This is a genomic window from Flavobacterium plurextorum (assembly GCF_024638035.1).
Lineage (GTDB): Bacteria > Bacteroidota > Bacteroidia > Flavobacteriales > Flavobacteriaceae > Flavobacterium > Flavobacterium plurextorum.
Genome location: NZ_CP100442.1, coordinates 479,080 through 491,874, shown reverse-complemented (window position 1 = coordinate 491,874; position 12,795 = coordinate 479,080). Strand labels below are relative to the sequence as shown.

The 12,795-nt window shown below is 32.2% G+C and carries 9 protein-coding genes; 3 read left to right on the top strand and 6 right to left on the bottom strand.

Features of this window, described 5'->3' with window-relative positions; genetic code table 11:
* Positions 1 to 3: 3 nt before the first annotated feature.
* Positions 4 to 1,815, bottom strand: coding sequence for a hypothetical protein (locus NLG42_RS02390; RefSeq protein WP_257682900.1), 1,812 nt, complete (start codon positions 1,813 to 1,815; stop codon positions 4 to 6).
* Between the two features lie 258 nt (positions 1,816 to 2,073).
* Here NLG42_RS02390 and NLG42_RS02385 point away from each other — a divergent pair, with 258 nt between their 5' ends.
* A complete protein-coding gene (locus NLG42_RS02385; protein WP_257682899.1) occupies positions 2,074 to 2,388 on the top strand; it encodes a GIY-YIG nuclease family protein in 315 nt (104 codons plus the stop codon).
* A gap of 104 nt (positions 2,389 to 2,492) precedes the next feature.
* On the opposite strand, the gene NLG42_RS02380 is transcribed toward NLG42_RS02385, so the two are convergent.
* Both NLG42_RS02380 and NLG42_RS02375 read right to left on the bottom strand, forming a co-directional pair.
* Positions 2,493 to 2,687, bottom strand: a complete 195-nt coding sequence (locus tag NLG42_RS02380; protein ID WP_257682898.1) for a hypothetical protein — start codon at positions 2,685 to 2,687, stop codon at positions 2,493 to 2,495.
* Between the two features lie 54 nt (positions 2,688 to 2,741).
* On the bottom strand, positions 2,742 to 4,049 hold the full coding sequence (locus tag NLG42_RS02375) for a hypothetical protein (protein ID WP_257682897.1): 1,308 nt from the start codon (positions 4,047 to 4,049) through the stop codon (positions 2,742 to 2,744).
* A 118-nt stretch (positions 4,050 to 4,167) separates the two neighbouring features.
* On the opposite strand from NLG42_RS02375, the gene NLG42_RS02370 reads away from it, so the two are divergent.
* Positions 4,168 to 6,558: a penicillin acylase family protein gene (locus NLG42_RS02370; RefSeq protein ID WP_257682896.1), complete on the top strand. Its 2,391-nt coding sequence runs from the start codon at positions 4,168 to 4,170 to the stop codon at positions 6,556 to 6,558.
* Positions 6,559 to 6,671: 113 nt separating this feature from the next.
* Here NLG42_RS02370 and NLG42_RS02365 read toward each other — a convergent pair whose 3' ends face one another.
* The 3 genes from NLG42_RS02365 to NLG42_RS02355 form a co-directional block, all read right to left on the bottom strand.
* A complete protein-coding gene (locus NLG42_RS02365; RefSeq protein WP_257682895.1) occupies positions 6,672 to 8,123 on the bottom strand; it encodes a serine hydrolase in 1,452 nt (483 codons plus the stop codon).
* Between the two features lie 584 nt (positions 8,124 to 8,707).
* On the bottom strand, positions 8,708 to 10,216 hold the full coding sequence (locus tag NLG42_RS02360) for a class A beta-lactamase-related serine hydrolase (RefSeq protein WP_257682894.1): 1,509 nt from the start codon (positions 10,214 to 10,216) through the stop codon (positions 8,708 to 8,710).
* Positions 10,217 to 10,294: 78 nt separating this feature from the next.
* Positions 10,295 to 11,089, bottom strand: a complete 795-nt coding sequence (locus tag NLG42_RS02355) for a helix-turn-helix domain-containing protein (protein ID WP_257682893.1) — start codon at positions 11,087 to 11,089, stop codon at positions 10,295 to 10,297.
* Between the two features lie 317 nt (positions 11,090 to 11,406).
* On the opposite strand from NLG42_RS02355, the gene NLG42_RS02350 reads away from it, so the two are divergent.
* The gene (locus NLG42_RS02350) at positions 11,407 to 12,750 is read left to right on the top strand and encodes an FAD-dependent oxidoreductase (protein WP_089058485.1); all 1,344 of its coding nucleotides are present in this window, start codon (positions 11,407 to 11,409) and stop codon (positions 12,748 to 12,750) included.
* The last annotated feature ends 45 nt before the right edge of the window (positions 12,751 to 12,795 follow it).

Below are 12,795 nucleotides of genomic sequence, written 5' to 3'. Positions count from 1 at the left end.
GTTTTAAGCTAATTGTAAAGTTGGTATTGAAATTGCGTTTAATTCTGATTTATAAAAATCGAATTGCTTTTTGATTTTTTCTTCCTCAGCTTTAAAATAGAAAGTAGATGAAAATAGATTTTGATAATATTCAATTCCATCTAAAATATTTGTTTTAAAAGAATTCCATTTTTTAAGCTGATTTGTGCTTACTTCGCCAGAGATTGTTTCGATCTCATTTCTAAAATAATCAACATACATTTTTAATTCTTTCACAAATAGATTGGGGCGGTCATTAGTTCTTAAAATTGTTTTGCCTTGATAAATATGCTGTACCATTTCTTTCAGTGAAACTTCCTGATCAAAATAAGCCATATTTGGTCCTGGACAAATTACAACGCCTTGCGCTTGACCTTTTATTTTTATATCATTTTCAAGATATGAAGCATTTGCTAAACCAACACATAAACATGATTTTTCAGTGATTTTCATTTTACTTTTTTCAAATGCATCAGCAGATAAAGTATCTTTTACGCTTTCTAGTTCTGCTAGTTTTATATCCTGATATTTTTTTGAAGCCGTACAAATTCCGTGAGGATCATATTCTTTGCTTAATGCTAAAAATTTCTTCGGGCACGAACTTCCTGCCTTATTTTCGTGAATACGTTTTTGTTTTAAGACTTCGTTTGAAGTGCCGCGCAAAGTATTAAACGGAACTCCCAAAGGCGAAATATGACTTAAATACAAATCATTTTCTTTGGCTTTCATTAATAAATTTCGGGTTTCCTGATCAACAGAAGTAGCTTCTGGAACTAATAAAAATGGAGTTCCCCAGCCCACAGAATCAACTTTGTATTGGTCTAATAAAAATTCATGCTCCTCAGCAGTTCCAACACCACCTTGAACCGTAATTTTTAGGTCTAAAGGATTTTCTGGAAAAGCTTGATTTTTTAGCTGTAGAGCCTTAATCATTAAATCGTGAGCAGATTGTACCAATTGCTCTTTTTTCTGCTTGAATTCTTCTAAAATCGTCCCTAATAAGAGTCCGTCAGTGGCAAAAGCGTGACCGCCGCAGTTTAATCCAGATTCAATTCGATATTCAGAAACCCAAAGTCCTTTTTTAGCAAGGAAATTACCTTGAATCATAGCCGATCGAAAATCACTTACTTTTAGAATAATTTTCTTTTTTAGTTCGTTCTTTTCATTTGGAAAAAAATCTTTGAAGTTTTCAAAGTAGCTGTACAATCTCGGATTCATTCCAGCAGAAAGTACAACAGACGATTCTAAATTACTATTTGCAAAACCTCTTAAAGCCGCGTGAGCATCATTAAATTCAATTGGAAGCTGTTCGTTTTTTATAAAATTATCTTTGTCCAGTTTTGTCATAATGTTAACGTCAATTTCTCCTGGAAAAAGATGTGATTCAATATAACTTTGAATGTTTTCTTTAAAAGAAATACCATCATCCAATAAATTCTGGAAACCTTTTTTAATATCAGAAGTATTAGGCAGCATCGACATGAAATTTTCAAGAGCCGTTTTGCTTTCTGTTAATTCGGTTTTAAAAGTTTCGAATTTTTCTTTTACAATTTTGTCGACTAAATTTAAGTAAGAAGTAATTCTTTCAGCGCGATAATCGTGAAATTTCTGACTTATTTCTTCGTATGGAATGTTGAATTTAGTGCTGTAGAAATTACGCATCTTTTCAATTAGATCGTCATCAGCGATTGAAACCACAGACGAAATCCCGTATTTAGCCACTCTTATTGGGCTGTCTATCGTATAGGCAAGTCCCATTACCGGAATATGGAAAGTATGCAAAGGTGTTTTTGTCATTTGTTTTCAGGTTAAAATAAAAGCAAATGAAAAAAAAAATAATTTTTAAAAACCTGATAATTATCAGGTTTGTAGATTGTTGAGAAAGTTTTTCCGCCATTAGGTCGCTCTCAATTTTGTCATTCCGAGGAACGAGGAATCTTCGTAAGTAACTCCGCATGCAGATTCACAATTGTTTATTTATTTTTATGCAGAAAAAGTAAGAATAATCTTTTTATTTTTGTTTCTAGGATTGGAACAAATAATTAATTTGATTGAATGGAATCATTACAAGGCTATCACACTTATTACATCTACATTATAACAAATAAGTTTAAAACCGTATTTTATACCGGGGTAACAAACAATTTAAGGGTTCGTCTATGCCAGCATAAAGAAAATGTCACTGGAGAAAATAAAACTTTTACTTCAAAATATAAAGTTGAATTTTTATTGTACTACGAAAAATTTATGTGGATTCAAGAGGCAATTATTCGAGAAAAGGAGATAAAAGGCTGGACTAGAGATAAGAAAATAGAATTGATTAAAACAATTAATCCAGACTTAGATTTTTTGAATCATATTTTTTCTTAAGATTATTGATTTACTAATATGAAATACTTTGTAGAGCTTCTTACAAAGATTCCTCGTTCCTCGGAATGACAAAATTGTGGTAAATACCTTGAGTTTAAACAAAACTAAATCAAAATCTTCTTCAAAGACTCTGCAATACTTCGCCATAAAAAATTGTAAAATGACTTTTCCTGAATTCTTTCAATTTCAATATCAGCAGTTTTTGCTTTGTCTTTTGAGTCATTTTTTACCAGTAAATTTGCAATCGCTGATTTGAGTTTGGCTTCTTTTTCAGGCTTTTCCTTTTTATATAATTTCACCTTTAAGTCATCATAATCTAGAGATGCATTTCCTTTTGAGATGTTGTCATTTCCTTAGAAATCAAAGCGATATTTATTAAAATTTCCTGTAAAGGAAGCATTCATATAAGGTTTGCTGAATTGTCCCATGGCAGCAATATTAAAGTTTGAAATAACACCTTGAATATGAAAACTGTCTTTTTTATCTAAAACATTAAAACTCCAATCAACATCTAGCGGAGAGTTTTTCATGAAAAGACATTTCACTTTAATTTTGACATCATCGGTTTTTTTCAATCCAAAACCACTTTTTAAATTGACTGCCTGCAAATTGAATTTGTCGAAATTTAAAACTCCAGGACCTTTGGCGAAATCAATTTCTTCTTCGTAAACCAATTTTGATTTCAGAACTTGTAAAGTGTCAATTTGGAGTGGGAATTTAATATTTCGCAATAAATGATTGTAAAGATATTTTTTACTCAGATCATCTTTTGGCATTTTTCCGCGATAGATATTGGCGTCAAAATGATTGATCACAACTGAATTTGCTTTGAAGAAAAAGCGATCGTTTTTAAAACCCCAATTCATTTTTTGTACTTGTGCCGAATCGAATTTTAAGGTATAAATGTCCTTTTCTTGATCTAATCGTTTAATAAATTCTCGTCGATTGAATTGAGGAAGGTGAGAGAAGTTGTTGATTTTTAAAAAGTTCTTCTCCGTGCTTATTTTACCGATATTGATATGATAAAAAGCATTTGGTCTGTAAAACAAACTATCAATAACCAGCGCATACGTTTTATATTGCAGCGGGATTTTTTGTTTTAAAGTGGCATCTGTCAACAGAATTCCTTCTAATTTTAGGATGATTTTTTTGATGCTTAAAATTGGTTTTTCCGTATCTAAAGAAACAACATCCACCGTTCCGTCATTAAGATAAATGTTTGAAACAGCAATTATTTCTCGAAAAGGTTCAATGATTTGGGTTTTGATGCTTTTGTTGTCGTTTAAAAGTTTTTCGCCTTTTTTGTATAAAATAACACGCGGTTTATTGATGATTATACTTTCGGCCTGAATAATATCTCTAAAAGCTAGATCCCAAATATTAAAATGTTTAATTGTAACTGATTCAATTTTAGAAAAAAGTCCGTTTTTACTATCTTTTGGTTCGTTTTTCGGACTTACTAATAATGTTTGGGCATAGATATTACGGGAAAAAAGAGAAACTTCAATTTTTTCGTAATTGATGTTGTAAGCTGTTTTGTTATTTTCGTGAATAATAATTGGAAGCTGTTTTTTGATCCAGTAATTCAGACTAATGTTGGTCAGAATTACAAGTACAAAAAGAGAAATTACTCCAATAGTTATTTTTTTATAGACAGACATTTATAGTATTGATTTTAAATACATAAATTTAGACTTTTAAAGGGAATGAATTTTACATTATTCTGCTTTTTGGTTACATCATTTTATAAACCTTATTTATTTATACTTTTTACGAAATATGAGAAGATTTAAAAAATTTCTGTTGGTTTTATTAGTACTTGTTGTTGTAATTGGAATAGGTTTATGTGCCTATATTTTTCATTTAAAACCCAAATATGAAGGTGAATTGCAATTGAAAAACCTTCAAAAGGAAACGACTGTTTATTTTGACGAATACGGCGTTCCTCATATTTATGCCGATTCTGAAGAAGATGCAATGACTGCTCTTGGATATGTTCATGCACAGGAAAGATTGTGGCAGATGGAATTGCTTCGCAGAATTGCTCCGGGCAGGTTATCAGAAATCTTCGGAACTGTTACACTCAAAAATGATAAGTTTTTTGCTGGAATTGGTATTGAAGAAGCGTCGGCGAAAGCCATTTCAAAATTAGACAAGAATAGTGCGAGTTATAAATTAACGCAAGCATACTTAGATGGAATTAATCAATACTTGGAGGAAGGAACTACACCAATTGAATTTACTCTTGTTGGTGTTAAAAAGCAAAAATTCACCATAAATGATGTGTATAATATTTTTGGATATATGTCTTTTAGTTTTGCAATGGCTCAAAAAACAGATCCATTATTGACAGATATTCGCAATAGATATGGTGCCGCTTATTTGAAGGATTTAGGAATTGAAGGGGAATTCAATACAACGCAGATCAAGAGTTCAAAAGAGAATATTGAAGAATATACAGAGATTTCAAAATCTATAACAGCTTTATTAGACAAATCGCCAATTCCGCCATTTATAGGAAGTAACAGCTGGGTTGCTGGTCCGCATAAAACGAAAAGTGGAAAAGTAATTTTTGCGAATGATCCGCATATTGGGTTTTCACAGCCTGCAACTTGGTACGAAGCACATATTGTGACGCCAAAACATGAACTTTACGGCTGTTATTTGGCAGGAACTCCATTTCCGTTATTGGCACACAATCGTGATTATGCGTATGGTTTGACTATGTTTGAAAATGATGATATTGATTTTTATCAAGAAAAGAACAAAACAGGAGATTTAAATCAATATCAAACGCCAACAGGTTTTGCAGCTTATGAAGTTAGAAAAAAGACGATTAAAGTAAAAGATACTTCGGATGTTGTTTTAACAATAAAATCAAGCCGACATGGACCAGTTATGAATGATTTACTGGATCATTTGGATAAGAAAAACCCAATTGCAATGTTGTGGACGTATACGCAGCAGCCAATTCAGATTCTTGATGCTGTTTATGGACTTTCGCATGCAAAGAATAAAGAGGAGTTTAGAAAAGCGACTCAATTGGTGGCAGCACCGGGATTAAATGTCATGTATGGTGATGCTAAAGGAAATGTTGCTTGGTGGGCAACGGGAAAATTGTATAAGCATAATAAAGGTGTGAATACGCATTTAATTTTAGATGGTTCAACAGGAAAAGAGGATATTGTCGAGTATTTGGATTTTTCAAAGAATCCATCTGCCGAAAATCCAAAATGGGGATATGTTTATTCGGCCAATAATCAGCCTGAAGCAATTGATGGTTATTTGTATCCAGGATATTATCTGCCAGAAGACCGCGCCAAAAGAATTTCTGGATTAATGGATGCAAAATCGGATTGGGACAAAGAAGCAATCAGTAAAATGATTTATGACAATACTTCTGATGTTGCGGTTGAAACGGTTAAAAATCTAATTTCCAATATCGATCTTAATACGATTTCGAATGAAGAAAAAGAAGCTGTCAATGTTTTAAAGTCTTGGAAAGGAACAACAAATCTTGAAGATACTGCGCCAACGATCTATAATAAATGGGTGTATTTATATTTGAAGAATACTTTTGAGGATGAAATGGGAGAGGATAACTTTAATTTGTTTTTAGGAATCTCGATAGGGAAACAAGTTATTGCCAATCAAATTAAAAATGAAAATTCAGTTTGGTGGGATAATGTCAAAACTAAAAATGTAAAAGAAACCAGAAAGGATATTGTTGCAAAATCATTTCATGAGACTGTTGCCGCGCTTCAAAAGCAATTAGGAAATACTGTTGCCGATTGGCAATGGGAGAAAGTACATACGGTTGAACACGAACATCCGCTTGGTAAAATTGCTGCACTTCGAGGTTTATTTAATGTTGGTCCTTTTGGATCTCCGGGATCAAATGAAGTAATTAATAACTTATTTTTTGGTTTAAACAATGAAGGGAAATATTATGTAAAAGGCGGTCCATCAACGAGACGAATTGTTGATTTTTCGGATATTGAAAACAGCTGGAGTATTTTGCCAACAGGACAATCAGGAAATCCATTTAGTAAACATTACAGCGATCAAGCAGAAATGTACAACGAAGGAAAGTTTAGAAAAATGAAGCTGAATAAAGACGAAATAATAAAAACGTCTACAAAATTAGTTTTGAAACCAAAACAAAAATAGTTTCAAGTTTCAAGTTGTGAGCGTTAAGAACCCTTGTTCCTTTGCATCTTTGAACCTAAAAAAAAACCTTCCCATAAAAAATGCTTTTTTTATGGGAAGGTTTTTTTAAAACTCTATTTTTTCGAAAGATCTGCTAATATTTTCTTTCCATTTTCGTTTGTTGGGTCAAGCTCTACAGATTTTTTATAATTTGCAATTGCGGCTTTTTTATCGCCATCGGCTAAATAAGCCTCACCTAAACTATCATAAGCATTTCCTGATTTTGGGAAAACTTCGGTGTTGATTTTAAAAACTTCGATCGCTTCTTTCTTTTTTCCAGTTTGTAATAATTGATATCCAACACGATTCATATCTTCTTCCTTGACAGTATATGAAGGATCATTTTTTAGTTTTTTATAATTTTCAGTTCCATTTGCAGCGCCTTTTTCATTATAAATATCTAATAAATCAAGTGCAAGCGATTTTTTAGGCTGATTAAACGACTGATTGTACAAAATAGCACGAATAGCTGTATTCATTTCGCCCAAAACAGTTCCTCCTGTATTATTCAATAAAACAACCAAGTTTTTATCAGCAGGAATACGCGAAATAATGGTGTTAAATCCGTTAATTCCACCGCCATGTTCAACAACGTTTAATTTGCTGTTCTCTCCATTTGGCACTTCATAAGTAGACCATCCATATCCGTAAAAACCATTCCAAGCTTTAATATAAGGTTTAAATAAAGACTCCATGCTTTTTTCTGTAAGCAGTTTGTTGGTGTAAAGCGCTTGATCCCATAAAAATAAATCTTCTACAGTTGAGTACAAAGATCCCGCTGCATACGGAAGACTCATATCAAGGTAAGCCGCATTTCTAATTGCTTTTCCTTGCCTTTCGTAACCAGCAGCTCTGTTTTTTAAAATAATATCGCTGTGATCGTAACCAGAATTAACCATTTTTAAAGGCGTGAAAATAATTTCCTGTAAATACTGCTCGTAAGTTTTACCCGAAATTTTCTCGATAATATAACCCAATAAAAAATAACCAGAATTACTGTAATTGAATTTTTCACCAGGAGTAAAATCAAGCGGAAGACTAGAAAACGTTTTTACAAACTCTTCAGGAGTATAGGGATTTCGGCTTTTATCTTTAAAGAAATTTGGAAGCGATGTATAATTTGGAATTCCAGAGGTATGCGTAAGCAACTGATGAATTGTTATTTTGTCGCCGTTTGCTTTTGGGTAATCTGGTAAATACGTTGTAATAGGAACATCTAGTTTTATTTTTCCTTCTTCGGCCAATTTTACAATTAAAAGTGCCGTAAATTGTTTACTGATAGAACCAAGTCTAAATTTAGTATCCGTTTGATTTGGAATATTCCATTCCATATTAGCAGAACCAAAACCTTTTTTGAAGATTATTTTCCCGTTTTCAGCTACCAAAGCCGAACCGTTAAATTGTCCATACTCATTATATTTTGCTAGAAGCTGTTCAATTTGCTGTGCTTTATTTTGAGCAAAAAGGCTTACAGTAAAAAGAAGCAGCATAGTGCAGACTGCAATTGATTTGATTGATTGTTTCATGATTAACGATAATGGTTAAGATTAATGAATAATTCGTTTTTGATTGATGATTGAAACTTTGTAACGGCTTTTATTTAAGTAAGTTGAGTCTAAATTACAACGTTTTTATGAAAAATAGAGATGCCGTTAAAAGGTTAGACGATTGATTTGGATTTTGGTTTCAACATCAATCAATATTTTTTCATTTTATTTCAAATCAAGACGAATTTTGAGCATAAACATAAAGATGCTATTAGAGGTTTATGCTCGTAACTAACAATTCGTTTTATCTTCCATTAATTAATTTGAACTTATTTAAATTAACCTTTTGAGTGTAATTAAATTTGCCACACAGAAACATAGATTATGGATTCTCATAAAAGGCGTTTTACTTATTTGAAATGAACATAGCATGCTTATGTGAAATAAATGTATTTCTTTTTGTATTCTTTTTCCAGGCTGAAAATCTATGTTTCCAAGTGTTAAAAAAAGATTTAGGATCAGACGAGGGCAATTACATTCAAAGGATTTTAATTATATGATTTTGCTTATAAGCAATAATATTAGAATAAGTAGTTTTATCATGATATCTAGGAGTTTAAGCATTACTTCGTTTCAATGTCGATTATTTTTTGACCAATTTCACCCAAATAATGATTCACTATTTTCTCGTAAACTTTATAACCATCGTCAACATTGGTAAAAATGATTAAACCCTGTTTTGTCTTTGGAAGTAAAATAAAAATAGTCTGAACACCTTTATCCGCACCGCCATGTGATAATGCATAATTATTACTGCCTAAATCGTAGATCTCAAAACCAAGTCCGAAGTATTTGTTTTTTTTCGTTTCAACCTGATGTGAAGTCATGTCGTCGAAGACCTTTTTACTCAATCCATCACTATTTATTACACTGCATAAAAACGTTCCATAATCTTCAATAGTCGTTAATAAATCATCCGCAGCGTTTGCTGTTTTGTTTTTGGTTGGTTCATAGGCGTTTCCTTTATTATCATAACCAATAGCATACTTCGAAAGATCTATTTTATCATTCCAAACTAGTTGAGTATCCGTCATTTTTAGAGGTTGAAAAATTAATTCATCCGCTAATTGATCCAGTGTTTTATGAAACTTTTTTTCAAGAGCTTTTCGCAAATATTCTAATCCTTCACCAGAATATTGATATTTAGTTCCGGGGTTAAATTTAAAATCCAGCTTGCCAGATTCGTTCATAAACCTCCAATTTGGAAAACCCGTTTGATGGCTTAAGATGATTCTTGTAGTTAATAGTTTTGCGTTGGGATCTTTTGCAATATCAGGATCCGTCCAATATTTATAAAGTGGTTCATCTAAATCCCATTTACCCGAACTTACTAATTTTAGAGTCACAATTGCAGTGATAGGTTTAGTTAATGAAGCAACATTCCAAATTGTATTATAAGGCGCCGAAACATCTTTTTTAAGTTCTCCAAAAACCTTAATCTGTTTCAGTTTTCCGTCAGTAATAATTCCAATTCCTAAAGCTGGAATATTATTTTCTTTGAGCCATTTTTCTGTTTCCTCTTCATTGTCAAAAATATTAGTTTTACCCGCTGTAGAACTTGTCATTTGATGATTATAACTCAACGATCTTGCTAGTTTCCAATCTTTATTTTTTAACAGCCATAAATGTGTAAATTTGGCAAAGCTACCTGCTTTTTCTGGGTTTCCTGCCGTATATTCATAAAAACGATGCGTACCCATTTGTATAGCGCCATATAAAATACCATTTTTAAACAACGGATAAACTTCAGTACTTCCGTCAATTAATTCTCTTCGATAATTGTATTTTCTTGTTGGGGAACAGATGCCATTTTTAAAAGTTTTTAAAAAACGAGCCTTATCCGAAATGCTGTCTTTGTCGTGATAAAACTCAAAATCTTCAGTATAAAGATTTTCAAACTGTTTTACATCGCAAGTATTAAAACCTACATTAAAAAGAAGACTGTCTTTTGATATAATAGTTTTGTACAAGTTTGAGGTTTTGTCTTCCTGCGCAAGTCCAATTTGGATTTGAAAAAGTAAAATTCCAATTAACAGAATTTTTAATTGAAATAAAGTGCGTTTGATTTTCATTTTGTGATTGATTGATGATTAATGATTTGGCAAAATTAATTCAAACCAAAGCGCACAAAATTGTACAAATGCGAAAACTTATCTTTTTTGTGATAAAAAATAAGAATCTGGCTTAAACATTTTAGGAGTTGTTTTAGTTACATCTTTAAACTTTTTTATAAAATGCGACTGATCAAAATACTTATTATAAAGTGCAACTTCTGTCAAACTCAGTTTTTCTAGATCAGTATTTATCATTTGATCTACTGATTTTCTGAACTTCAAAATCTGAATGTATTTTTTAATAGTAATTCCCGTTGCCATTTTAAACTTAATTTGTAATAAACGCTGCGAAGATTTTAGCTCTTGACTGATTGCCGAAACCGAAATGTCTTCTTCTTTGCTTTTTACAAATTCGCATATTTTTTCAATGACATTTTTGTCAGGATGCAAAGCGTCTAATTCTTCAAAATAATTGTTTAAAACGTTTAAGAATCCGTCAATATCAAAGTTTGTTTTAACTTTAAAAGGCAATTCTTCTGCATTAATCTTGACAATAGAATCGGCAGAATCAGTTAAATCATATTTTGGAAACATCGAAAGTGCCCAAGTATGAAGCTGAACAATCGTAACTTTTGTTTTAGGCTGAATATGTACTAAAACCTTATTGGTCATTTGCGAGCAAAAGTAAATTCCTTCGCTCATCTCGTATTTGTTTTTACTAGTATGAACCTCAATTACATTTCCAGTTACAAATGCAAGATTAAAACAACCGTTTGGTAAAACAAGTTTGTTCTCAATCAGGCTTTCACCGATGCTGTTATCCAAACACCAAATTTTATTGACAAATCTTTCCGCTTTTTGACTTACATAATGTTCTGAGTATAATTGCATTTTGGGATTTGTCTATAGGGTATTTATCATTTTAAAAATCTCAGACTAAATTAAGATTTTTTCTATTACCATATATTTAAATAAACTCCCCAAAATAATCACGCTTTGTGTTTTTACATTCCTCCAAAATTATACTGTAATAAACATCGTCTTTGCTGTTTCCTTCAGAATCGATATAATTAAATGAATAGACTAGTTTTTAAATTAAAAGATTTCAAAACTCTTATGAGCAGCTCAAGAGCAAATAATTCATTTATTTTAAAGCTTATGTACAATTATTACTTATTTTTACGGCCTTATATATTAGATTTTCCCTGATGCAAACTTCACTAAAAATTGCTGTTGTAGGTTCTGGACTTGTCGGATCGCTGTTGGCAATTTATCTTAAAAAAGCAGGTCACACCGTTCATGTTTATGATCGAAGCCCTGACATTCGCAAAATAAATTTCTCTGGTCGTTCTATTAATCTGGCAATGTCTAACCGTGGTTGGAAAGCGCTGGATGCAGTTGGTGTTGGTGATGCAGTTCGAGAAATTGCAATTCCGATGGACAAACGTGCGATTCATTTGGTTGATAAACTCAATTTTCAGAATTATGGTCAAGAAGGCGAATCGATTTATTCGATTTCAAGAGGGAAACTAAATCGCGAAATGATTGATTTGGCCGAAAATGCTGGAGCTGAATTTTATTTTGAGCAAAAAATATGGGATGTAACGCTGAGTGATGCAACTTTGCATATTGGTGAAAGCGAAAGAGGTGAGTGGGAAGAACGAAAATATGATATGGTTTTTGGTGCCGATGGTGCTTTTTCGAGAATCCGTCATAGAATGCAGCGTCAGAGCATGTTTAATTATTCGCAGGAATTTTTAAATATGGGTTATAAGGAGTTGAATATTCCAGCAAATGCTGATGGAACACATAAATTAGATAAAAATTCTTTTCATATTTGGCCAAGAGGAGAGTATATGCTAATTGCGCTTCCTAATCTTGACGGAAGTTTTACCTGTACTTTATTTATGCCTTTTGAAGGTGAAAATTCATTTGCATCATTAACAGATCGCAAAATGGTAGAAGATTTCTTTGAGAAAAACTTTCCAGATTCGATCGAAGTAATTCCGGAACTGGCAAATGATTTCTTTAAAAATCCAACCAGTACTTTAGTAACCATGAAATGTTTTCCGTGGACATACGAAGATAAAATCGCTTTGATTGGAGATGCCTGTCATGCTATTGTTCCGTTTTACGGACAAGGAATGAATGCCGGTTTTGAAGATATTACGGTTTTGAATGAGATGATTGAGAAGTTTGGAGACGACTGGAAAAAGATTTTCTCAGAATATCAAATCTCGCGTAAACCAAATGCTGATGCGATTGCAGAACTTTCGTACCGAAATTTCATGGAAATGAGCACAAAAACGGCAGATGAAAAATTCTTATTGCAAAAGAAGATTGAAAAAGTCTTTTCAGATAAACATCCAGAAAAATGGATTCCGCTTTACAGCCGAGTTACTTTTAGTGATCGTCCTTATGCCGAAGCTTTGGCAATAGGCGATTTTCAAAACGGAATTATGGAAGAAGTTTTAAAACTTGATAATATCGAAAATATCTGGAACACTCCTGAGGTTGAGAATAAAATTCTGGAGTTGTTACAAAACGAATAATTTTTTTAATCATATAAGTAATATAAGTTAATGTAATACTTTACA